Origin of the sequence: Thiohalobacter thiocyanaticus (assembly GCF_003932505.1) — a bacterium.
GTDB lineage: Bacteria > Pseudomonadota > Gammaproteobacteria > Thiohalobacterales > Thiohalobacteraceae > Thiohalobacter > Thiohalobacter thiocyanaticus.
In genome coordinates, this window is record NZ_QZMU01000001.1 from 2,942,504 (window position 1) to 2,965,021 (window position 22,518).

The window sequence follows — 22,518 nt, forward strand, 5'->3', positions numbered from 1 at the left end:
TCGTCGACGTTGTGGAAGGGTACCCGGCGGGTCAGCTGAACACCTCTTCGTTGGCGGGCAGTCCAGGGTCACGTGACCATTCGTTCCAGGAACCGAAGTAGTTACGCACCTTCCGGAAGCCGGCTTCCTTCAGGGCAACATAGGTATTGGAAGCACGCGCACCCTTGAAGCAGTAGATGATGATGTTGTCCTCGGGGTAGAGTCCGTACTCGGCGCACAGGGCGCGGATCCTGTCGGGGGATTTGAAATACGGGATCTGGCCGTCACGCTCGAGGAACTGATACCACTCCATCCAGCGGGCACCCGGCAGGCGGCCCTTGCGGGGGGCGAAATCCACGCCATAGGGCGAGGAGCTCTTTGCGATCCACTCGACCCGGTCACGGATGTCCAGCAGCTTGACCTCAGAGTCTTCCAGGCTCTGCAGGACCTCATCGCGAGTCGCCAGCATTTCCGGCTGCGGCCGTACCATGAACTCGCTCGGATCTGTCTGCGCCTCCACGGCATCCGCCGGCAGGCCTTCCTCCAGCCAGGCACTGAAACCGCCGTCCAGAATACCGGTCCGGGCATGGCCCAGGTAACGCAGCAGCCAGTAGCCGCGGCAGGATCCGCCGTAGCGGCTGTCGTAGGCATCCTCGTAGACGATGGCGGTGGTGTCCGGGGTCAGTCCGATCCGGGAGAGCTGTTGGCGGAAGTGCTCGTGCATCTTCTCCAGTCCCTCCGGCGTGGTCTCGGCCAGATAATAGAAAATGTCCGGTAGATTGACCGCACCCTGGATGTGGCTCTCGGCATAATCATCGCTGTCCCGGATATCGATCAGCATGACCTGGTCCGTTTTCATCAGCTCCATGGCCTCGCCCGGGGTATACAGGATCTTGTCCTTCATTGTTTTTCCTCCAGTGTGGTTTGAACTGATAGTGCGTACGGACGGCGCTGACCGCAGCCGGACCGTCCGCGGCCGTTCACTCCGGCCGCTCGAAGCGCTGTGCAGTGGGCGCGCCGCTGACTTCCCCTTCCTTCAGCGGCGGGCGCGGCGGCACGGCCGGGAAGAAGATGCGTTCTTCCTCCTCGGCCTTGAGGCCGTGGCGGCGGTCCTGGTTGAAGGGGCCGTTCATCACCACCCTGCCGCCGCGCTCGCGCGCCTCGCGCTGTGAAATCTCCAGTTCCTCGGCGGCCTGGCCGGACCAGGGCATGACGTAGTAGGCCGGCTGCGGATTGCCCGGCAACTGCAGCCAGAGATAGATGGCCTCGCCGCTGCGCGGGTGGGTGGCCAGTACCACCGCCTCCTCGGCGCTGTTGAAGAACTCCTGGCTTATCGGCCTGGGCTGCGACAGCAGCTGGTTGTAGAGATACAGCGCCAGTCCGACCGAGACGCCCAGATAGATCAGGCTGACACCCCGGAACAGGGGGCTGCGCGTGGTCTTGAGCGAGAACAGGGCATATCCCAGACACAGCAGCAGGTAGGCGACGAGCAGGGCGAGCAGATGTGAGTGAATCATTTGTAGGCGTCGAAGTTGTATCCGCCGGTGGCGGAGGTGACCAGTTTGCGCGTAGCGGAGTCGACGCTGCCCTCGACCAGCTCGCCGTCCGCATCCAGCCGGAAGTTGAACACCGTCAGCTCTTCACCCAGCCGGCGCAGCTCCACGTCGCTGACCAGGATCTGGCGTGTGACGCGGGTGGTGCCGGATGGCTTCACTGTCGAGACCAGAACCGTGACCGGAACCGGCCAGGTATCGGCGCGGTTGAAGTACATGTGCAGGTTGACCGTGTATTCGCCCTCCACGATGCCGCGCGAGTAGGCGTTTTCGTAATTCAGCTGCGAGGCGTCGTTGCGAAAGCCGATATCGTCGCGCAGCAGATTGAAGACTTCACCGGCCAGGTTCGAGTAGCCGACGGGACGGTCCTGCGGGCCCTGCACCCAGAGATCGACGTCGGCATCGATATCATCGTCCCAGCGGGCCTCGATCATGACGCTGCCGGGAGCGGCTACCTCCTGCTCGGTGCGTTTCTTTTCCGGCGGATTGATGTGCGGCAGGAGGATGATCACCAGGGCAATGAAACCCAGCAGGGCCAGGGTGATGACATCGCGAAACACCACATCGGAGTCGTCCTCGGCCTCGGCGGCGAAGGAGAAATGCTTGCTCATGCGGCCGCTTCCGGCTCGGCCGATTCCAGGATGGCGGCGATCAGATTGATCACGCCGGTGCGCAGCATGGTGTAGTTGGCGTTCAGCCACAGATTGGTCACCGCGCCGACCAGGGTGGTGTACAGCGCCACGCCCATGCCGTTGGTGAGCACCGCCACCAGCTTGCCCACCTGGGAGCTGTCGCCGACGGCGTTGGCCGGCACCTGGGTGAGCACCAGGATGAAACCGATCACCGTGCCCAGCAGGCCCAGGGTCACCAGGCTGGTGGCGATATACTTGACGAAGGCGATGCGGGCGAGCAGCTTGATCTCGAAGGCCTCCTTCACGCTTTCCCGGTCGCTGTGCGCGCTGAGTTCGATGAAATCGCGCAGCTTGCCCCTGCCGCCTTCCTTGACGGCGTTGATCTCGCGGCTGGTCTTCAGGACCCGGTAGCCGCACAGCACCATGCCGTAGATGAACAGGGCTGCGATCACATAGGTGAGACGCGAACTGTCGGATTGAAACACCGGCGCCACCAGCCCCTGGGCGCTGAACACCAGCAGCAGCGCGGCCCCGACCAGATTGAATGCGATCCAGCGGTAGAACAGCAGATTGTTCCAGCCCATGTTTCCTCCCCTGCCGGCGGCTCGGGCGCCGGCCCTTGTTGTTACTAATGAGAACGTAAGTTAGACGACACTCAGCCGTTGTGTGCTCACGTAGGGCAAGGCAGCGAAGCGCCGCTGTAGCACTCCTACAGCAAGCTTCGATAACACAGGCCTACGTGAGCACACAACGGCCTGTCCTTTGCAAAATCAGATTGTCAGGGGCTTCAAGCCGCGTCCGCCTCGGCGTTGCGGCGCTTGGCAAGGGCCGGGCCATTCCCGGCGCACCGCGCCTTGATGCAGACGCGGCTTGAAGCCCTGAGTGTCGTCTAACTTACGTTCTCATTAGTATGTGTGGATGCAATGCCTGCCCGGGCCTCAGGCAAGGTCCGTGCCGCCTGTTTATCCATTTGATATTCAATAATGAAATGGACACAATTGAACCGCATTGTGCCGTTCTCGTTTCGTATCGGAACAAGGGCTGAAACACATGCGCATAGCCTGGAGATGAACGGTCCCTGAGTGTGTTGAGCAGATGGAAAAACTGGCGCCGCCGCCGTGTGCTGCTGCGGCACGCGATAGCAGAGCCGCTCTGGCAGCAGACCATGGCGGAATTACCTGCACTGCGGGGGCTGAATCGGGACGAGCGGGCGCGGCTGCGGGAGCTGGCTACCCTGTTCCTGCATCAGAAGGATTTCTATGGTGCCAATGAACTCGAAGTCAGTGACACGATGGCGCTCTGCATTGCGGCCCAGGCGTGCCTGCTGATCCTCAACCTTGATCTGGATCTGTACCGGGACTGGTCTACCATCATCCTGTATCCCGACACCTTCGTCGCACCGCGCGAGGAGACTGATGAGGCCGGTGTGGTGCACAGCAGCCGACACGAGCTGACGGGTGAGTCCTGGGAGGCCGGTCCGGTGATTGTGTCCTGGGCGGACGCTGCCCCCGGCGCAGCGCCCCACGGTCCCGGCACCAACGTGATCATCCATGAATTCGCCCATAAACTGGATATGCAGACCGGCAGTGCCAACGGTCTGCCGCGGCTGCACAGGGACATGGATGTGCAGGCCTGGTCGAGTGCCTTCAGCACGGCCTTTGAACAGCTGATCGAGCGGGTTGAGCAGGGACGTGAGACCCGCATCGATCCCTATGCCGCGCAGGATCCGGCAGAGTTCTTTGCCGTTACCAGCGAATATTTCTTCGAGACGCCGAGGGTGCTGCGGGAGGATTATCCGGAGGTATACAGCCAATTCTGCCGTTACTACCGTCAGGATCCGGCGGCACGAACCCCGGGTGACACGGACTGAATCAATGATCGCCGTACCCTTCTGCCCCGGCGCGGTTTCATGGCGGTGGAGACGGATGCCGCCCCTGGCCATGCATGGGCAGTTGACCGGGATGGCAGGGTATTCAAGTTTCCTGTCCCCCTGCTACACTGTCTTTCATAACAGTTAACAGTCGCTGGAACGAACCGATTTCGGCAGGTTTCAAAGGGCCGCCGCCCGGCCGGATGCTTTTGTGATATCACCTTGAAGGACCACTAGAGGAGCCCCGTTCATGTTCAACAGGATCATGGTGCCGGTGGATCTTGCGCATCTGAATGCGTTGGAGAAATCACTGACCGTCGCGGCCGATCTGGCGCGACATTACGAGGCGGCGCTCTGCTATGTCGGCGTGACCACCTCCCAGCCCAGCGCCGTGGCGCGCACCCCCGAGGAATATGAGCAAAAGCTCAGGGCCTTCGCCCACGAGCATGCCCCCGACAACGGGCATGAACCCACTGCCCGGGTATACAACAGCCACGACCCGGTGACCGATCTGGACGATATCCTGGTGCAGGCGATCGAGGATGCCGATGCGGACCTTGTGGTCATGGCCACGCATCTTCCCAAGCATCTCGATGCCATCATGCCGGCCAACGGCAGTAAGATCGCGGCCCATACCGGGGCATCCGTGTTTCTCGTGCGTCCGGATGCGGCGGAATAACAACCCGATAATCAGGAGAGTCCCGTGGCGAATACACCCGAACAATCACCGGAGAATCCGACTGAATCCGTTGGCGTGCCCGCCCCGGAGGGTGCGGCCAATCTGATCGATACCGATTACCAGATCGGCCAGGACAACTATCAGGCCAGCCCGCTCGGGGTGAATATCGACATCCACGGCGCGGTGTTCGCCGTGTCCTCTCTGGTGATCCTCGCCTTTGTCGTACTCACGCCGGCCCTGCCCGAGCAGTCGAGCGCGATTTTCGACGGGGTAAAGAACTGGATCAACAGCCACATGACCTGGTTCTTCCTGCTGGCGGGCAACATCTTCGTGCTGCTCTGCCTGGGCCTGATCCTCTCGCCGCTGGGCCGGGTCCGCATCGGTGGGGCGAACGCGACACCCGATTTCTCACGGCCTTCCTGGTTCGCCATGCTGTTCGCCGCGGGCATGGGTATCGGCCTGATGTTCTATGGTGTGTCCGAGCCGCTGAGTCACTACGGCACCGCGTTCGGCGGGACCAGCATCGGTGATGACGGCGTGCGGACCGACTGGGCCCCTCTGGGCGCGGCGGCCGATGACCCGGCAGGCTCCACCCGACTGGCCATGGCCGCGACCATTTTCCACTGGGGCCTGCATCCCTGGGCGATCTACGCCATCGTGGCGCTGTCGCTGTCGATATTCGCCTATAACAAGGGACTGCCGCTCACCGTGCGTTCGATCTTCTATCCGCTGCTGGGCGAGCGGATCTGGGGCTGGCCGGGGCACCTCATCGATATCCTGGCGGTGTTCGCCACCCTGTTCGGTCTGGCCACCTCGCTCGGTATCGGCGCCAAGCAGGCCGCTTCCGGCCTGGATCATCTGTTCGGCCTGGGCAGCGGTGATACCATGCTGGTGCTGCTGATCACGGGCATCACCGCCATCGCGGTCATCTCCATCGTGGCCGGCGTGGACAAGGGCGTGAAGCGACTGTCCGAGATCAACATGGTCCTGGCCTTTCTGCTGCTGATGTTCGTGGTGTTCGTCGGCCCGACCCTGTTGATTGCCACCGGCTTCATCGCCAATCTGGGCAGTTACCTGATGGAACTGCCATTCCTGGCCAACCCCTTCGGTCGGGAGGATGCCAACTTCAGCCAGGGCTGGACGACCTTCTACTGGGCCTGGTGGATCAGCTGGTCGCCGTTCGTGGGCATGTTCATCGCCCGCGTGAGCCGGGGTCGCAGCGTGCGCGAGTTTCTGGTGTCCGTGCTGCTGATCCCCTCGATCGTGTCGGTATTCTGGATGACGGCCTTCGGCAGCACCGCGATCAAACAGCTCCAGGACGGTTTCGAGGGCGCGGTAAATGCGGAGCTGCAGCTGCAACTGTTCATGATGCTGGGCGAACTGCCGTTGGCTGACATCACCTCCTTTATCGGTATTGTGCTGGTGATCGTGTTCTTCGTGACTTCATCCGACTCCGGGTCGCTGGTGATCGACACCATTACAGCGGGTGGCAAGATCGATGCGCCCAAGCCGCAGCGCGTGTTCTGGGGCGTGATCGAGGGCGCCATCGCTATCGCCCTGCTGCTCGGTGGCGGACTGGAGGCGCTGCAGGCTGCCGCGGTCTCCGCCGGGCTGCCCTTCACCCTGGTACTGCTGGTCGGCTGCTTTGCCATCATCATGGGCCTGCTCAGCGAGCCAAGGCCCGCAAAGTCGTAACCGGGTCCTGCCCTGATTGAAACAGGCGGCTGCGGCCGCCTGTTTTATTGTCTGCAGGCTGTGCGAAGATTAAACCCAGAGTTCGCGAACAGGCGTGTCGGGTGAATAGTGGCGGGCGATCTGGGCTGGAAACAGCTCGGCCGTGGCCATGGCGTCCACCTTGGCATGATGGGAGGAGTAGGCGGGCAGGCCGTAGCGGGCGCGGCTGTCAGCCAACCGGATGGAGGCCGGCCGTATACCCAGGAAGCGTTTGAGGCGTCGCCAGTGGTCCAGACGTTCCTGGCGGGCTTCGAGCGCCATGGTGTCAATGACCGGAAACAGGCAGTGCTCACTCCGCGCGGCCATAACCGCGGCATCGAGGAAGGGGCGTTCGATGTTGCGGTAATGTACCACAACGAGATGACCGGCGAGGCCGGCCAGGACGTCGTCGAGCACGGCATCGAATGGAGGTGCATGCTCGACCTCGGAGTGGGTGATCCGGTGGAAGGCGATGGATTCCTCCCGCAATGGCTGCTGCGGCCTGATGACCCAGTAACGTCCGGCGGCCGGACGAATCCTGCGCAGATCGAACGGCACCATGCCGATGCTGACGATGCCGTGCCTGGCAGGATCCAGACCGGTGGTTTCGAAATCCAGGGCGAGCAGGGAGACATCGGCCACCGGCGTGTCCTCCGCCGGCAGGCCCGCCGCGTAGAAGCGCCTGAGCGCCGGCGCCCTGCACGCCTGCGCCTGCAGGGCGAAATATTCGCCCCAGCTGGGGGAGGCGCCCTGGTGTTGCGAACCTCCAGGCATGGAGGTCAGCGCCCCGGGCTGGGATAACGGAAACGCAGGAATTTCTGCGCGTTGCTCAGAACCTGAAAGGCCTCCTTGAGATTGTGCCGGTCGGCATCCGAGACGTGTTCCGGCTCGATGGAGTTGTCGGGGGGCTGGTCGTTCTTGATCTCGTGGGCCTGGTGGCGCAGGCGCACGCTGGACAGGAACTCCAGCGCGTAGCGCAGTTTCTCGGTCTGGCCGGCGGGCAGGGCGCCGGCCTGCTCGATGTCGTTCAGCCGCTCGAAGCAGTTCTGGCTGCGTGAGCCCACGCCCAGGGCATGCACCCGGATCACGTCGTTCATGGGTGCCACCCCGCGACGCTTGATGTTGATCGAATTGTTGTGCTTGCCGTCCTGCTCCAGCACGAAGGTGCGGAACAGGCCGAGCGGCGGCGTGCGGCTGAGCGCGTTGCGCGCCAGTGCGGCGAGGAACAGGGGACTTGCCTGGGCACGTGTGGCGACAAGGTCCTGCAATTCCTCGACGAAATGCTCCTCGCCATGAACGGCATCCAGATCGAAGAATATCGAGCTGTGCAGCAGGCGCTGTGGGTCGGGTCTGGCGATCCAGGCCTCGAAGTAGCGTTTCCACTGCGACAGCGGCTGCCGCCACTGCTCGTTGGTCGCCATGATGCCGCCCCTGCAATAGGGGTAACCGCAGGCGTCAAGTCCGTCGCTCACCCGTTGCGCGAGTTCCTTGAAATAGGCGTCATGTTTCCTCGGGTCGAAGGAGTCATGCAGCACCATGGCGTTGTCCTGATCGGTGGTGATGGACTGGTCATTGCGCGCCAGTGAGCCGTGAACCATGAAGCAGTAGGGGATCGGTGCCGGCCCGATTTCCGCTTCGGCCAGTTCGACGAGACGGCGCATCAGGCTGCGGCCGACGCTGGACATGGCAATGCCGATCATCTGCGAGGATGCGCCTTCCTCCACCAGCCTGACGAAGGCGGCACGGATTTCGGGGGTGAGGCGTGCCAGGGCATTGACCGAGGTCCGGTTGAAGATGTTGCTGACCAGATAGGCGCTGTTGTTGGTCTCGTAGCGCACGATGTCCGACAGATGCACCACGCCGACCGGACGGCGGGGTGTGCAGCACAGGCAGGCGCTGGATGTTGTTGCGCAGCATCACCAGCATGGCCTCGTTGACCGACTCGTCGGACTGGATCGTGATCAATCGGCCGTGAGTGATGTCGCGAATCGGGGTCTGGGCCGATGCGCCCTGTGCCAGGATGCGTTCGCGCAGATCCTTGTCCGTCACCATCCCGGCCAGGCGCCACTGGTTACCCTCGGTATCGGTGTACACACGGTCGGAATCCTCGTCTCCCGCCGGTGCCAGGAGCAATACCGAGGAAACATCATTATCCGTCATGAGCCGCGCGGCCTCCTGCACAGTGGCGGATTCCTCGATCATGACCGGCATGCGGGTAATGAGACGGCGTATCCGCGTGACACTCACATGTCGTTGTCGCGCAGGCTCTGTTCGACAGTGCTCTTGAGACGCGAACCGGACAGCTCAACGAAGTCGGCGAAGTTGTTGTCCTCGGAACACAGGTGCTGGAAGACGGTTTCAGGGATCAGGTACAGCAGCGTGTCCTCGATCGCCTTGACCGGGAACCGTACGCGCTGGTTTCGCAGCAGGTCGAACTGGCCGAAGATATCGCCCTCGTCGAGCCGGTTGTAGAGCTGGCCGTTGTGCAGATACACCTCCACCGCCCCGCTGCGGATATAGGACAGTGTATGGGTCGGCTCGTCCCGTTCCAGTATGGCCGTGCCGGCCTTGAAGTAGGCAATCTCGACCGCCGCGGCGACCTCGTCGAGCAGCTCCTCGCTCAGATTGTCGAAGGGAGGGTACTGGGCAAGGTGATCACGGATTTCCCTGACTTCCGCTTCCATGTCAGTCCCTTCAGACTCAACCGGGGTGGAGGTACGGCCAAGTTCAGCATGGAATCGCCCGGAAGTGCAACGCACGGATCGGGTTGGAGTGGGAAAAGATCCGCATCGGCGCATCTGCGACAGGCAGGGTGGAGGGGGATGCGCAGCAAGCCGGCGCAGAAATGGAAAAGGACCCAGCCGGTCACGGCTAAGCCCTTGATTTTATGGTGGGCGGTACTGGGATTGAACCAGTGACCCCTGCCGTGTGAAGGCAGTGCTCTCCCGCTGAGCTAACCGCCCGGAGAAACCGCTATTTTAGCCGGACCGGGGGCTGCGAATCAATTTTGTCCGTCTGCCGGGGCGCGGTTGCCGGTGTTTCAATAAAATCGATTCAAATACAAAGGGTTGGTCAATATCGCTCTGGCCTCTGCGGCAGGGGCCGGGAGCCGTTGTGTGCATAGCAGCGGGTCCAGGGCGGACGCCATTCTTTCGTCATGTCCATGCCCCGTTCCCGGGTCGGCAGGCATCCTACGTCGTCACGTCCAGACAGACTACCTGATTCCAAGTCAGCGGCGGATAGGTCCGCCTGTGGCACAGGGATCATGATTGGGGCGTCCGTGGAAAAAGTCACGGACAACCGGAATCGCAGGGCAGGTCAGAGTGCGGCGGCTGATGCACAGCGTCAGCAATACGGGGGGGAAGCCGTAACGTCGCACCGGCGCAAGCGGAGCCAGCAGAGACATAACCGCGCCCGACGATTCATTAGGTATGACCACTTAATAAATGATCGGAGGGAAGACCATGAAAGAGCCAGAAAAGAAGCAGTTCACAGCTGCTCTTAAAAGCTCCGCTGTGGCTCTGGGCGTCACCGTTGCATTGGGTTATGCAGGTGGTGCCGCAGCATTGAGCCTAGGAGGCGGAAATCTGTTTGATACTGTCGAGAATACTCAGGAGACGATAGGTACGACGGAGGAGGTCGGTGGCCAGACGGTCAGTACCGGAATCCTGGGCACGAACGTGGGTGGTACTGTGGAAACCACGCTGAACGGGCTCCTGGGCACCGGCGACAGTGGCCAGCGCGCACCGGAGGCCGTGCACAAGGTTACTGGCGAGGTGATCGAGGACGGATCGGTCATCGTCGTCTGGACCGGTGACCACGCCATGGACGACGGTGTGCATCACGGCGACTTCGTTGCGGTGATCGACGTCGAACCCATGTCGCGGACCTATGGTCAGGTGATCTGGACCGGAGGCCTGCCTTCTCACATCGGGACCAACATCCCGGGTACGGCACTCGGACACACGTCCGATACCCACAACGAGCCTCACCACGGCAACACCTATACCCAGTATATTGATCCGAACACCGGCAAGAAGTATCTGTTCACCGGCGGTCTGATCAGCGGCAACATGTTCCGCTATGACATCACCGACCCGCGCGCAATCGGGACGGCGGAGATGGCACTTTGCGGTACCGAGCTGCTGAGGTCCTCGCTGACGGACGATATCTTCACCATGCCGAAGCCCAACCCCAAGACGGGCGAGATCAACATGGTCGCCACCTACATGGGTGGCACCGGCTATGCCGGACCGGGTAATCTGGTGGAGTTCCACCCGCTGCGCAAGTCGACTTGCACAGGTGGGCTGCCGTACATCCCGTTGCTCAATCCGGATCCCAAGCAGTACATGAAGGAGCATGCCGCCGCGGTCATCGGCGGTCCCGAGCGCTATACGCCGAATCCGGTCACCGGCAATACCGACAGCGGTCTGGAGGCCTACCCGCACGGCATGTGGATAGATCCGACTGGTGAGTATATCGCCACCTCGGACTATGCTATGCCGGTCAGCATCGGTGGTGGGGATCCGATCCAGAACCTGTTCAACAGCACCTTCCTGAACGCGCCCCTGGATGCCAACGACACCAGCATCCGCATGTTCGGTACCACGGTGCGGCTGTGGGATGCCAACGACCTGTCCAGAGGGCCGATCGACGTCACTCAGGTGCCGGACGGCCCGCGTAACGAGGACGTCTACTTCCACGAGGAGCCGGAAGGACTGATGCCCTTCGGTATGCCTCACCAAGTGGGCAACAAGGGCGCCTTCGTGGCCAGTATGTGCGGCGGTACCATCTTCTATACGCCGAACATCCTGTCCAAGGTCGAGAACGAGGGCCAGGTCGAATGGAACGCGGTATGGGATGTGGGTCCCTGCTCGGGTGTGTCGGTGTTCACCATCTCGGATGACGACAAGTACGCCATCTTCCCGGTGGCCGGCATCCAGAGCCCGGGTGATCCCGAGTACAACCGTGACTATGAAGGGCAACACAATCGTCGCCAGATCGTTCTGGACATCGAGCCCCTGATCGCCAAGGGCGAAGGTCCGATCCACTGCGACTTCCCTGATGCCGATCCTTCACGTCCCGGCAACAGTACCCTGGGTCTGCCGGATCCGAACTGCCCCGGAGCGGGCTGCAAGGACCAGGTGGCAGGTCTGATCCACAACAACGGTGCAGCTGACTGCCCGATCAAGGTGAGTGAGGTGGTGCACAACACCCCGCTGAACTATGCCACCCACGGTGGTGCGCACTACACCCTGATCGACCGCATCGGCGCCGGTACCCGCAAGGGTTCCACTCCGAGTGAGTGCCGTGAAAGTGGTGGTGGCCTCAAGGCCGGCTGCCGTGTGGCCTGGTCCAACTACTTCGTGGTTCTGGATCACATGGGTCTGCAGGGCACCGGTTCCGGTGGTGATCGCAAGATCCTGATGGCCGACTTCAACCCGACCACGGGTGCCATGACGCTTGATAACGACCTTCCGTGACGAACTCACGGGTGAGGTGGGTGTCAACTTCGCCGGCCTCGCGCGTCAGGGTTTCCACTGGCCGAACCGGGGTGTCTCCGGTCAGGCACGCCCGCACGCCTTCACCATTGAGCGTAAGGGTGCCGTGATCGAGGAGCCCTGGCACTAAGTGAAAATGTTGTTGAAAGCTGGATGCAGGTAACTGAGTAGGTAACACATCTATGAATCCTGTATCCCCCCCATTGACCGCCGGCCTTGCCCATGCGGGGCCGGCGGCCCTTTTTTAAGACGGATGCAGATCGATGTAACGGATAACCAAACATAATATTCACGAATCCGAATCAATGAATAGGGGACAAGATGATGAACAGCAGAATTTCAATTGCCGCAGTATGCATGATGGCCCTGTCGATGAATTCGGGTGTGACGGCTGAAGAGAACAGCGGTGTAATCATGACCGTTAATGGAGATCCGGTGAGCGAGAAATCCATTGAGCTCATGATTCAGGCGAGACAGGAACGCGGCAAACCCGTGAAGGATGGCCTTCGCGACAAAATGAAGGACGAAATGATAACCCGGATCGTTCTGTCGCAGCAGGCGCGCAGGAAGAGCCTGGATGAGGACGAGGATGTGCGCGCGCAGCGCGAACTGAATGATCTGGCCGTATTGAGCCAGGCCTATCTGCGGGATTACGCCAGGGGCGTCGAAGTGGATGAGAGCGAGATGAAGTCTCAGTACGAAAAATACCTCGAGGAATATGACGCCAAGGAGTATCGCGTACGGCAGATACTTCTGGAAAGTGAGGACCAGGCAAAGGAAATGATATCCAGAATACAGGAGGGCGAGGACTTCGCCGAGCTCGCTAAGGAGCACTCCATCGATCCCGGTGCCTCCCTGAACGAAGGCGATCTCGGCTGGTTCCGGCCCGATGTGTTCGTGGACAAGCGGCTGTCGCGGGCGGTGGAGGAACTGAGCGAAGGCGAGTACAGCAGCGAGCCGGTACAGACCCGGTTCGGCTGGCATGTGGTGAAGGTGGAACAGGGGCCGAGAAAAGTCGAGTTCCCAACCTATGAGCAGTTGAGCGAGAAATGGAAGCAGAAGATGCGCGACCAGGCCGTTATGCAGAAGGTCAATGAGCACGTGAAGGAGCTGGTCGACGGGGCCCGGGTGAAGGTGCTGGGTCAGAATGAAAACAATCTGGCATTACAGAAATAGTCGAGAGACGAGGGGGCTGTGATGAACACGGAATCGAGCAAATCAGGTCTGGCGCTGGCAGCAGCGCTTTCGATGATATTGATCCATGCGTCGGGCTGTTCCACACATGTGGCAAAATCTGACGGGGCGAATGGTCAGGATGTGGCTGCCGCCGAGGGTTCGGCCCGACCGGAGAGCCGGATATCGGAGGATGATGAAAAGATGCTCAAGGCGGCCTGGAACGGCCGGCTGATGGAGGTCGTGACTCTGTTGGAGGAGGGGGTCGATCCCAATGTCCGGAGTCCGCACGGGGTCACACCGCTCAGTCTGGCGGCCCAGAACAACCATCTCAAGATCGCCAGAAAGCTGCTCGAGAAGGGGGCCGATCCCAACCTTGAGGACAAACGGGCCGGCTGGTTCCCGCTCATGTGGGCCTCCTTCAACGGCTTTGATGAATTCGTCATGCTGCTCATCGAGCACGGGGCCGATGTCAACAAGCGCAACGCGCACAACGAAACGGCCATGCTCCACGCCGCCTTCGAGGGCAGGGACGATACGGTGCGGATCCTGCTCGATCACGGGGCTGACCACACGGTGGAGAACGACAAGGGCTTTACTGCCATGAAGGCAGCGAAGAACAAGGGTTTCTACCGGATCGTGGAGATGATTTCAGAACAGGAAAACCAGCGTGAGGGAGGGTGATTGACTCATTGTTGTTGATACAAGGGGACAGTGACTCAATTCCGGAGTGGGGAAGGAGATTGTACGGGCAGCGCCTGGCCAGGGAAGGCGCTCCGGTCCGGTGCCCGCTGTAAAAGCGGGGCAGTATACCAATCCTAATAAAGGAATTGTGCCATGTTACGTTCACGTATCCGGTACGTGCTGTACCCTGCATGTCTGATCCCGTCACTCGCCGTGGCGGACCATCCTTCCATCCGCTTCGGAACCCAGGGCGCAGGCCCGATCACCACGATTCCGGCAGAGACCATGCCCGCCGGAACGCTGGCCATGGGGCTGGATGTCGAATACATCAATACCGACCGCTTCAGCGATACCGAGATCGTGGACCTGACCGCGGATCATGTCCATGCGCACAGCGTGGACAGCACTCTGACCAGTTCGCTGGGCATCAGCTACGGTGTCAGCGAACGCTTCACCCTGAGTCTGCGCTTGCCGCACGTCTACCGGGAGAGTGTGCGCAGCGGCGCCCATGCACACGACAGCAGCGGCGTCGTCACCAATACCGCCGTGGACCTGGGCGATTCCAGCGGCCTGGGCGATGCGCTTGCGCTAGGCAAGTACCGGGTCATGAACGGCACGGACGGCCTGGCCTCGCTGCTGTTCGGGGTGGAGATGCCGACCGGCCAGACGGATGCCACGCATGCAGGCGACAAGCTCGAGGCCGAACATCAGCCGGGCTCCGGTTCCTGGGACTGGCTCCTGGGCCTGTCCATCGGGACCCGGACGGGGTCGCTGGCGCTGGATGCCAATGTGCTCTATGTGCTGGCCACCGAGGGGACGCAGAACACGGATCTCGGCGACCGTTTCCAGCACAATCTCGGTCTGGCCTATCGTATCGGCGGCGAAGTCCACGACCACGGCAGCACCGAACATGTCCATCGGGCATGGGATCTGGTGCTGGAGCTGAACGGCGAGTGGAGCGACAAAAAGAAGGTGGACGGCACCACCGACCGGGACAGCGGCGGTTACCAGTTGCTGCTCTCCCCCGGCCTGCGCTATGCCGCGGGCGGTGGCTGGTCGGCGCACGTCTCGGTCGGCGTGCCGGTGGTCAGTGATCCGGGCCGGGGGCACACCGATACGGACTACCGGATCACGGCGGGTATCGCCACCGCTTTCTAGTCCCTCAATGCATGAATTGCGTCCGTCATACCTGCGAATGCCGAGATCCAGATACCACCGCGGCCATTGGATCCCGGCCTGCGCCGGGATGACGAAAATCTAGTCCTCGTCACAGCAGGGGGTGTAGCTGCCCGGGGTGAAGCGGGCCTGGTGCTGCTTCCCGTCGGGTGTTTTCACCATCAGCATCACCAGTGTTTCCTGCGTCAGCCTGAATCCATCCCCCAGATCCCCTTCGAGAACATTCCCCTCGCCGGGCACGAGCTGCAGCCGGGTCTTGCCCTGACTGTCGAGAATGACGGCGCTGGCGTCCAGGCCCTGTGACGTTTCGGGCTTATTCGCGTGATTCATGACATAAACGGTGAGCGCATCCTGGTCCAGGGTCAGTTCCAGGTGAAAGGGCCCGGCCATGCGCACCTGCCCGCCGTGGGGGGACGGGTTGTTGTCGAAGTAGCTGTTGTCATGCGCATGCACGGCGCTGACAAGGATCAACAGCAGGGAGGTCAGAAAGCGGCGGAGCAGCATGGGGATATCCTCGTGTGGATTAGTGTCAACAGGTCCTAATAGACTTCTTCCTGCCGCCGGCGCATGAGCCGGTTCAGGGGGGCCTCCCCCCAGTGGTAGAAGAGTATCGGGGTGAATACCGTATCCAGCAGTGTGGAGCTGATCAGCCCGCCGCAGATGACCACGGCGACGGGATGCAGGATTTCCTTGCCCGGGGCATCACCGCTGATGAGCAGCGGTATCAGCGCGAGGGCGGAGACCAGTGCCGTCATGAGCACCGGGGCGAGGCGTTCCAGTGAGCCCCGGATGACCAGTTCGCGGCCGAACGCCATGCCTTCGATGAAGTGCAGATTGATGTAATGGCTGATCTTGAGAATGCCGTTGCGGGTACTGATGCCGGCCAGCGTGATGAAGCCCACCAGGCTGGCCAGGGACAGCGAGTTGCCGCTTACCCACAGGGCGATGATGCCGCCCGTGAGACAGAAGGGGATATTGACCATCACCATCGCGCTGAGGGCGAAGGAGCGGTAGCGGTTGTAGAGCACCGCCAGGATGAGCAGGAAGGAGATGCAGGTCAGCAGCAGCAGACGCTGCCGGCCGGATTCCTGCGAGACGAAGCGGCCTTCGAGGTCGGCGTAGTAGCCGGGCGGCAGCTCGAGCCCACTCACCGCCTCGCGCACCTGCCGAAGCACCCGGTCCTGGTCGGCGTCGCCGATGCTGCCGAATATCAGCGCCCGCCGCTGGCCGTTTTCGTGCGTGATCCGGTTGGGCCCCAGGGCCGTGCTGACCTGGGCGACATGATGCAGCGGGATCTGGCCGTCGGGGCCGTTGATCAGGAGCTGGCCGATGGCCTGCGGCTGGCGCTGTGCCTCCGGGAGCCTGAGCACCAGGTCGTACCTGCGCCCCTGGTCAAGCACCTGGGATACCTGTTTGCCGTTGACCAGGGTCGAGACCGTGCTGTTGAGCTCGGCGGGGACCAGCCCGTACTGCTGAATGGCCTCCGGCCGCGGCCGGACATGGATCTCGGGCACGCTGATCTCCTGTTCCAGCTGCACATCCTCCAGCCCGGGGATGGCCCTGAGCCGGTCGAGCAGTTCAGTGGCCAGGGCGTGCAGCGTGGACAGGTCGGCCCCGTAGAGTTTGACCGCCATGTCGGCGCGCACCGTGGCGAGCAGGTGGTCGATGCGGTGGGAGATGGGCTGGCCGATGTTGAGATGCGCAGGGAAGGCGGCCAGCCGGTCCCGGATTCTGCGGACCACCGCTTCGATGCCTTCCGCCTGCGGATGGAGGATGACGTCGATCTCGCTGTAATGGACCCCCTCGGCATGGTCGTCGAGTTCGGCGCGGCCCGTTCTGCGTCCGACCTGACGCACTTCGGGGATCTGCAGCAGTTCCTGCTCGGCCATGACGCCGATCCGGTTGCTGGTCTCCAGCGGTGTCCCGGGCCGGGAGATCAGGTTGACCGTCAGCGAGCCCTCGTTGAATGACGGCAGGAAGGCGGCCGGCAGCTGGCTGAAACTGAGTACGGCGGCGACGGCGAACAGCGCGAGGCCGGCGGTGACCGGCGCGGGATGCGGAAGGGTGCGTTCGAGCAGGCGCCGGTCCCAGCGCTTCAGGACGGCCAGCAGCGGGCTGTCGCTCTGACGGTAATGCTTCTGTCTGCCGATCAGGTAGTACGAAAGTACCGGCGTAATGGTGACGGAGACCAGCAGACTGGCCAGGATGGAGATGATGTAGGCCAGCCCCAGCGAGTTGAACAGCCGGCCCTCGATGCCGCCGAGCGCGAACAGGGGGATGAAGACGATGACGATGATGACCGTCGCGTTGTAGATCGCCGTGCGTACCTCGAGAGTGGCGTTGAGGATGGTACGGGCGATGGAGTCCTCATGGTTGCGGTTGCGGGCCTCGCGCACCCGGCGGATCACGTTCTCCACGCCCACCACCGCATCGTCCACCAGTTCGCCGATGGCGATGGCCAGTCCGCCCAGCGTCATGGTGTTGATGGACAGGCCCAGGTAGCGGAACACCAGCGCCGTGCTGAGTATGGACACCGGGATGGCGATCAGGCTGATGAAGGTGGCGCGCGCATCCAGCAGGAACAGGTACAGTACCAGGATCACGATGATGCTGGCATGCAGCAGGGCGTCGGCCAGATTGTCGTTGGCGGTCTTGATGAAATCCGCCTGGCGGAATACCACGTCGAGCCTGAAGGCCTGGGTATTGCTGCTGTTGACGTCGCCGAGTACCGCCTCTATGCGGTCCGTCAGCTGCAGGGTGTCGGTCCCCGGATGCTTCTGGACCGACAGTATGATGGCGTTATCGGCATTGAAGCCGGCGTCGCCGCGCCTGATCCGGGCACCGTAATCGACGTCCGCCACCTGTGTCAGTTGCAGGACCCTGCCGTCTCGGCTTCCGACCGGCAGGCTTCTCAGGTCCGTCAGGGTCGGCTTCTGGCCCAGGCCCCGGAGGCTGAACTCGCTGCCGTGTCCGGTGACAAAGCCGCCGCTCGCGTTACGGCTGAAATCGGCCATGACCTGCTCGATCCGGGTCAGGGGAATACCGGCATCCTGCAGCCGGGGCAGGTCGGGCCGCACCTGGTACTGACGGATCAGGCCGCCGATCACGGTGACCTGGGACACGCCCGGTATCGCCAGCAGCCGCGGGCGCAGCTCCCAGTCGGCGATCTCCCTCAGCTGCATCCGGTCCAGTTCCCGGCCGGGGCTGTGCAGGGCCACCAGCATGACCTCGCCCATGATGGAACTGATCGGGCCGAGCTGGGGCCGGGTCCGGTCCGGCAGGCTGTCCGCGATGCGGTCCAGCCGCTCGCTGACCAACTGCCGGCTGCGGTAGATGTCCGCGTTCCAGTCAAAGCGGGCGTAGACGGTGGACAGGCCCGGGCCGGAGACGGAACGGATGTGGGTGACCTCGGGCAGCCCGGCCAGGGCCCGTTCGATGGGGAAGCTGATCTGCTGCTCCACCTCGCCGGGTGCCATGCCGGGGGCCTCCGTCATCACTGTCACCGTGGGCCGGTTCAGGTCCGGCAGGACGTCGATGGGGAGTTCCCTGGCGCTGAAGATGCCGGCCACCATCAACAGACAGGCCGCGCTCAGGACGACGATCCGCTGCCGCAGGGAGAATTTTATCAGCGATTCAAGCATGCGCTGGGATCACCCCGGTTCAGGGCGCTGCATTGAGCAGGGCCGCGCCTGTGTCGACCAGTGGAACGGAAGGATCGAAGTCACCGGCGATGAAGGCGGTGCCCGGCGCGACCGGGCTGATTTCGGCCACCGACCTGGGCGCGAATCGTTCCGGCTCCACGTGCGCCCAGACCACCCGACTGCCCCGGGGATCCACGGAGACCGCCTCTTCCCCGATCCGGATGCCGGCGATCTCCGCGCCGTACCAGATATCCACATTCACCAGCTCGCCGGCATTGAGCCCGGCCGGATTCTCGATATCGAAGTACAGCGGTGTGCCGAGGGCGCGGAGCTGACTGCCCTGACCGATGAACTCCAGCGCCCGACGGCTGCCGGGCGACTGTATCGCGGCTTTCGAGAGGGTTCCGATGACGCCGTCGTCGTAGCTGATGACCTCCACCCACAGGCTTTCCGGGTCGATGACCTGGAACAGGCTGTCGCCCTGCTTCACGTTTTCGCCTGCGGTGATGCCGACCTCGGTGACCACCCCGGCAATGGGGGACCTGATCTCGATCTCGGCGTGAAACATCCGTTCCAGCGCCCGTTTCCTGCCGAGAAAGCCCTTGAGTTCCGCTTCGCGGATATCCAGCTGGACGCTGTTGTCCTGGCGCACGACCTTCTGGGATTTTATGCGATCGATCTGTTTGCGGATGAGATAGATGTCCCGCTCGAGATATGCCAGCTCGGATTCCTTGTCGGCGCGTTGCTCGGGATCGAGTGTGGGCTTGAGCGTGGCCAGCAACTGGTCCTTCTCGACCTTCTGTCCGGGTCTGGGAAAGCCGCCCTCGGGCGGGACCAGGCTGCCGTTCAGGGCGGCGACGATGTCGGCGCTGCCGCTGGGGCTGGCCTGCACCTTGCCGACCAGGCTGATGCTGTTGTGGCCCTGGGCGGTCTGCGGCAGCCGGGTTTGTATGCCCAGCTTGCGCTGCGCGGGTTTGGGGACGTACAGGCTGCCGTCGGGGAGGCGGCGGATCCGGAATTCCAGCCGTGGATCTTCATGCCCGGTATCCGTGCTGGATGTGGTTGCCTCCGCGTTGGTGTGCAGCGGGACCATGCCGGAGGCAACTGCCACCACGGCAATGACGGCAGTGGCGACGACCACATCGAAGGTGAGATGGGAATAGCGGTGCCCGGGCAGCCCCAGGCGGATCAGCCACAATGTAAAGACTGCCAGCAGGCCGATGCTGGCCCAGATGGCGACGTCCTCCGGCTGCCAGGCGGCCTGGCCCATGTCCGGTGTGCCGGCTGTGGTGATGCTGGTCGCCACCAGATCATGGCGGTCGGGGCTTGTGAGCGTCAGGAGCAGGCTGTGTTCGGTGCCCGGTCTGATCCAGTTCGCTGGGATCCGGTAGTGACCCGCATCGATCCGGGTCGCGCTGAAGCTGTTGCCATCGGCCTCGACCGTGACCTGGTCGAAATCCAGCGGCCGGTTGCTGCCCGGCGCGTCAATGAAGAGCTCCAGCCGGGAGCCGCTCAGGATACCCACCACCTCCGTGCGTTCCGTACGTTCCGCAAAGCGGGGTTCACTGATGCGGTGGATCTCGGCAGCGGCTGCATCGTCACCATGGTCGATGCCGTTGTGGGCGACAGGGGCAGTGGCTGGCAGGAGCATGAGCAGGCCCGCCAGGGCCGGCAGGATGCGCCGTGCGCGATTCGCGAGATTGATGAGCGTCGTTTCCATTAAAGCCATCTGGATGATAATTATAATAAAGCTTTATTTGGTGCTGATTATTGTGTGCCTCCCGTGCCGCCCGCGCCATCGTCCTGCGCTGCTTTCCGGCCTAGGATGAACGCGTATTCGATTGCAGGAAATAGGACTACATTGCGGTCCGGACCCGCTATCCTGGCGCTGCTACCGTCTTTTATACAGGGTTCGGAGATCTTGGTTGCACCCTGAAGTACCGTCATTCCCGCGTAGGCGGTAATCCAGTGATCGCGCGGTGCCTGGATCCCGGCCTTCGCCGGGATGACGAAAAATACGGTGACTTGATGTGGCCTTATATCCTGACTACTGGGTAATCATTCAATAAGGTTGTTGCTCAGGCTGTACTGCATCAGATCCGAGTTGCCCGACATCCCCATCTTCGACAGGATGCGGCGGCGGTATGCACTGACGGTCTTGCTGCTCAGATACATCTCGTCGCTGATTTCCTTGATGTCCTTGCCGCGGGACAGTCGACGGAATATCTCGAACTCCCGGTCGTTGAGTGAATGGTGCACGGGCGTGCAGCCGTGGGAGGTCAGGTTCTCCGCCATGCATTCGGCGAATTCCTCGGGGATGTAGCGTTTGCCGCTGAAGATGGTGTGTACCGCGATGGTGAGAGACTCGACAGGAGAGTCCTTGGCCAGATAGCCGGAAGCGCCAGTCCTGAGGAGCCGTAGTGCGTACTGCTCGGGAGGGTGCATGCTGAAAATCAGTATGCCGACATGCGCCTTGCAGGCCTTGGTGCGTTGTATGGTTTCGACAATGCCGCGTCCCGGCATGCTGATATCAAGTACGAGGACATCGCAGTCCAGGGCTTTCACCAGTTCGATTGCCCGGGTGCCGGATTCAGCCTCGCCTATGGTCCGTATTTCAGCGTCTGCGTCGAGTACCCGGACAATGCCCGATCTGACCACCGGGTGGTCATCTGCCACGATTACGTTGATCATTGTAACTTTCCCCTATCATCGAATTATCGTTTGCTGTTGATCTTCGATCTGATGTTAGTATTTCAGGAAAGCGCTTTATTCTATCCCTCCCGCAGCCGTCGGCTGGCCTGTCTGGTGAGTGGGTGTTGGTGCTTTGGCGTCAAGCCGCATGATCGTCGGTGTCGCAATGCATATATTTAGACTAATTCTTAGTCTGAGTCTAGGCCGATCACCTGCACTGTCAAGGCATGTGATGAAATTGAGTGAATTTATTTCCGGTGTTCCTACAGTCCCGCCGTACAATTAATGTAATGTAGGCGTTCGTCCTATATGTAAGGATGTTTGTGTCCTATATTAAGCGGCTTCCATGAGGGTGTATTAATACAGGAAAGGATCTCCCGTTCATGAAGAACCTATAATCAATACCGGAAACCGGGGGTGTTATGAAAAATCGAATCGAGAACAATATGCGCAATCTGCTCATGGTGGTCATGTTCGGCGGCATGCTGGTCTCAACCGCTTCCATGGGTGCAACCCTGACCTTCGAAAACGGCGAGATCGACGCAAGATTCGTGTCCGACAATCTGGATCCGTATCAGCCCAATCCCTTCGATCAGCCCGCTGACGGTGCCGACGCGCTGACGCAGGCCACCGCGAGCGAATGGGTGGGCATCAATCCGATGGGGGCGGCCGCTGCCGATCTGTACTGGGACGGAGGGCTGGACGGGGGCAGCAACTCTCTGGCCAATCTGTTGCTCGCCGATACCTTCAGCCTGGCGCAGTTCCATGTCGCTGGTGTGTACGGATCGCAGACGCTGACGGTGCAGGGCTACAACAATGGCAATCTTCTGTACCAGGACAGCCTGTTCATCGACCTGACGCCGCAGGTCTTCAATGCCGGCTGGTCCGGTATCGACCAGCTGCGGTTCCTTGCCGGTGCCGATTACAGCCTCGACCCCGCCCATGCCGACGCAGGGGGCAACCGCTACTGGGCGATCGATAACCTGGTGTTTGACGAGTCCATATCCGAGGTGCCGCTGCCGGCAGCCGTCTGGCTGTTTCTCTCGGGTCTGGTTCCGCTGCTCGGGGTGGGTGCCGTACACCGGCGCTGAGTCAGGCCAGGGCGCCGGCTACCAGGCGCCCACCCACTGTCTTTTTCGTCCTGCCCCGCAGGCGGGCGGTCCGGCCCTGGCCGCGGCCGTCGCCTTTTCCCCGCCCGGTTTGCTAGAATGCGCGCCTGCTTACCT

General features: G+C 62.0%; 18 protein-coding genes, 1 tRNA gene and 1 pseudogene. 9 read left to right on the plus strand and 11 right to left on the minus strand.

What is annotated here, in order from left to right; translation table 11 throughout:
• Positions 1 to 31 precede the first annotated feature (31 nt).
• The 4 genes from D6C00_RS13695 to D6C00_RS13710 all read right to left on the minus strand — a co-directional run bounded on the left by D6C00_RS13695 (position 32) and on the right by D6C00_RS13710 (position 2,748).
• Complete coding sequence (locus tag D6C00_RS13695; protein WP_125182218.1) at positions 32 to 883, minus strand: sulfurtransferase; 852 nt, start codon at positions 881 to 883, stop codon at positions 32 to 34.
• A gap of 76 nt (positions 884 to 959) precedes the next feature.
• Positions 960 to 1,496: a hypothetical protein gene (locus D6C00_RS13700; RefSeq protein WP_125182219.1), complete on the minus strand. Its 537-nt coding sequence runs from the start codon at positions 1,494 to 1,496 to the stop codon at positions 960 to 962.
• Positions 1,493 to 2,143 carry a hypothetical protein gene (locus D6C00_RS13705; protein WP_125182220.1) on the minus strand — a complete coding sequence of 217 codons (651 nt, stop codon included), beginning with the start codon at positions 2,141 to 2,143 and terminating at the stop codon, positions 1,493 to 1,495. Before D6C00_RS13705 ends, D6C00_RS13700 begins: the two co-directional genes overlap by 4 nt.
• A complete protein-coding gene (locus D6C00_RS13710; protein WP_125182221.1) occupies positions 2,140 to 2,748 on the minus strand; it encodes a MotA/TolQ/ExbB proton channel family protein in 609 nt (202 codons plus the stop codon). The genes D6C00_RS13705 and D6C00_RS13710 overlap by 4 nt, the downstream gene beginning before the upstream one ends.
• Positions 2,749 to 3,248: 500 nt before the next feature.
• Here D6C00_RS13710 and D6C00_RS13715 point away from each other — a divergent pair, with 500 nt between their 5' ends.
• From D6C00_RS13715 to D6C00_RS13725, 3 genes are all read left to right on the plus strand, one after another.
• A complete protein-coding gene (locus D6C00_RS13715) occupies positions 3,249 to 4,034 on the plus strand; it encodes a M90 family metallopeptidase (protein ID WP_125182222.1) in 786 nt (261 codons plus the stop codon).
• A 250-nt stretch (positions 4,035 to 4,284) separates the two neighbouring features.
• Positions 4,285 to 4,713 (plus strand): universal stress protein, encoded by a 429-nt coding sequence (locus tag D6C00_RS13720; RefSeq protein WP_125182223.1) that lies wholly within the window; start codon positions 4,285 to 4,287, stop codon positions 4,711 to 4,713.
• 24 nt (positions 4,714 to 4,737) lie between these two features.
• Positions 4,738 to 6,408 carry a BCCT family transporter gene (locus tag D6C00_RS13725; protein WP_125182224.1) on the plus strand — a complete coding sequence of 557 codons (1,671 nt, stop codon included), beginning with the start codon at positions 4,738 to 4,740 and terminating at the stop codon, positions 6,406 to 6,408.
• Between the two features lie 69 nt (positions 6,409 to 6,477).
• Here D6C00_RS13725 and D6C00_RS13730 read toward each other — a convergent pair whose 3' ends face one another.
• The 3 genes and pseudogenes from D6C00_RS13730 to D6C00_RS13740 form a co-directional block, all read right to left on the minus strand.
• Complete coding sequence (locus D6C00_RS13730) at positions 6,478 to 7,200, minus strand: 3'-5' exonuclease (protein ID WP_125182225.1); 723 nt, start codon at positions 7,198 to 7,200, stop codon at positions 6,478 to 6,480.
• 5 nt (positions 7,201 to 7,205) lie between these two features.
• Positions 7,206 to 9,110: pseudogene (locus tag D6C00_RS13735) on the minus strand (DUF294 nucleotidyltransferase-like domain-containing protein).
• 204 nt (positions 9,111 to 9,314) lie between these two features.
• Positions 9,315 to 9,389: transfer RNA gene (locus D6C00_RS13740), tRNA-Val, on the minus strand.
• A gap of 729 nt (positions 9,390 to 10,118) precedes the next feature.
• On the opposite strand from D6C00_RS13740, the gene D6C00_RS13745 reads away from it, so the two are divergent.
• From D6C00_RS13745 to D6C00_RS13760, 5 genes are all read left to right on the plus strand, one after another.
• A complete protein-coding gene (locus tag D6C00_RS13745; RefSeq protein ID WP_125182226.1) occupies positions 10,119 to 11,909 on the plus strand; it encodes a hypothetical protein in 1,791 nt (596 codons plus the stop codon).
• Entirely contained in the window at positions 11,890 to 12,057 is a 168-nt protein-coding gene (locus tag D6C00_RS15525; RefSeq protein ID WP_158675435.1) for a hypothetical protein, read from the plus strand. Before D6C00_RS13745 ends, D6C00_RS15525 begins: the two co-directional genes overlap by 20 nt.
• 191 nt (positions 12,058 to 12,248) lie before the next feature.
• Entirely contained in the window at positions 12,249 to 13,103 is an 855-nt protein-coding gene (locus D6C00_RS13750) for a peptidylprolyl isomerase (RefSeq protein ID WP_125182227.1), read from the plus strand.
• A gap of 108 nt (positions 13,104 to 13,211) precedes the next feature.
• Positions 13,212 to 13,784, plus strand: coding sequence for an ankyrin repeat domain-containing protein (locus tag D6C00_RS13755; protein ID WP_158675436.1), 573 nt, complete (start codon positions 13,212 to 13,214; stop codon positions 13,782 to 13,784).
• Positions 13,785 to 13,937: 153 nt separating this feature from the next.
• Entirely contained in the window at positions 13,938 to 14,942 is a 1,005-nt protein-coding gene (locus D6C00_RS13760; RefSeq protein ID WP_125182229.1) for a transporter, read from the plus strand.
• Between the two features lie 99 nt (positions 14,943 to 15,041).
• On the opposite strand, the gene D6C00_RS13765 is transcribed toward D6C00_RS13760, so the two are convergent.
• From D6C00_RS13765 to D6C00_RS13780, 4 genes are all read right to left on the minus strand, one after another.
• Positions 15,042 to 15,464 carry a hypothetical protein gene (locus tag D6C00_RS13765; protein ID WP_125182230.1) on the minus strand — a complete coding sequence of 141 codons (423 nt, stop codon included), beginning with the start codon at positions 15,462 to 15,464 and terminating at the stop codon, positions 15,042 to 15,044.
• A 35-nt stretch (positions 15,465 to 15,499) separates the two neighbouring features.
• Positions 15,500 to 18,601 carry an efflux RND transporter permease subunit gene (locus D6C00_RS13770; protein ID WP_125182231.1) on the minus strand — a complete coding sequence of 1,034 codons (3,102 nt, stop codon included), beginning with the start codon at positions 18,599 to 18,601 and terminating at the stop codon, positions 15,500 to 15,502.
• Between the two features lie 19 nt (positions 18,602 to 18,620).
• Entirely contained in the window at positions 18,621 to 20,321 is a 1,701-nt protein-coding gene (locus D6C00_RS13775; RefSeq protein ID WP_158675437.1) for an efflux RND transporter periplasmic adaptor subunit, read from the minus strand.
• A gap of 338 nt (positions 20,322 to 20,659) precedes the next feature.
• Positions 20,660 to 21,292 carry a response regulator gene (locus tag D6C00_RS13780; RefSeq protein WP_125182233.1) on the minus strand — a complete coding sequence of 211 codons (633 nt, stop codon included), beginning with the start codon at positions 21,290 to 21,292 and terminating at the stop codon, positions 20,660 to 20,662.
• Between the two features lie 422 nt (positions 21,293 to 21,714).
• Between D6C00_RS13780 and D6C00_RS13785 the strand changes: the two genes are divergently transcribed.
• Positions 21,715 to 22,383, plus strand: coding sequence for a hypothetical protein (locus tag D6C00_RS13785; protein ID WP_125182234.1), 669 nt, complete (start codon positions 21,715 to 21,717; stop codon positions 22,381 to 22,383).
• The last annotated feature ends 135 nt before the right edge of the window (positions 22,384 to 22,518 follow it).

What these genes read in the sequence shown, in the direction of transcription:
- D6C00_RS13695 (WP_125182218.1), bottom strand. Translation starts at nt 883, where the DNA reads ATGAAGGACAAGATCCTGTATACCCCGGGCGAGGCCATGGAGCTGATG.
- D6C00_RS13700 (WP_125182219.1), bottom strand. Translation starts at nt 1,496, where the DNA reads ATGATTCACTCACATCTGCTCGCCCTGCTCGTCGCCTACCTGCTGCTG.
- D6C00_RS13705 (WP_125182220.1), bottom strand. Translation starts at nt 2,143, where the DNA reads ATGAGCAAGCATTTCTCCTTCGCCGCCGAGGCCGAGGACGACTCCGAT.
- D6C00_RS13710 (WP_125182221.1), bottom strand. Translation starts at nt 2,748, where the DNA reads ATGGGCTGGAACAATCTGCTGTTCTACCGCTGGATCGCATTCAATCTG.
- D6C00_RS13720 (WP_125182223.1), top strand. Translation starts at nt 4,285, where the DNA reads ATGTTCAACAGGATCATGGTGCCGGTGGATCTTGCGCATCTGAATGCG.
- D6C00_RS13730 (WP_125182225.1), bottom strand. Translation starts at nt 7,200, where the DNA reads ATGCCTGGAGGTTCGCAACACCAGGGCGCCTCCCCCAGCTGGGGCGAA.
- D6C00_RS13750 (WP_125182227.1), top strand. Translation starts at nt 12,249, where the DNA reads ATGATGAACAGCAGAATTTCAATTGCCGCAGTATGCATGATGGCCCTG.
- D6C00_RS13760 (WP_125182229.1), top strand. Translation starts at nt 13,938, where the DNA reads ATGTTACGTTCACGTATCCGGTACGTGCTGTACCCTGCATGTCTGATC.
- D6C00_RS13765 (WP_125182230.1), bottom strand. Translation starts at nt 15,464, where the DNA reads ATGCTGCTCCGCCGCTTTCTGACCTCCCTGCTGTTGATCCTTGTCAGC.
- D6C00_RS13770 (WP_125182231.1), bottom strand. Translation starts at nt 18,601, where the DNA reads ATGCTTGAATCGCTGATAAAATTCTCCCTGCGGCAGCGGATCGTCGTC.
- D6C00_RS13775 (WP_158675437.1), bottom strand. Translation starts at nt 20,321, where the DNA reads ATGGAAACGACGCTCATCAATCTCGCGAATCGCGCACGGCGCATCCTG.
- D6C00_RS13780 (WP_125182233.1), bottom strand. Translation starts at nt 21,292, where the DNA reads ATGATCAACGTAATCGTGGCAGATGACCACCCGGTGGTCAGATCGGGC.
- D6C00_RS13785 (WP_125182234.1), top strand. Translation starts at nt 21,715, where the DNA reads ATGAAAAATCGAATCGAGAACAATATGCGCAATCTGCTCATGGTGGTC.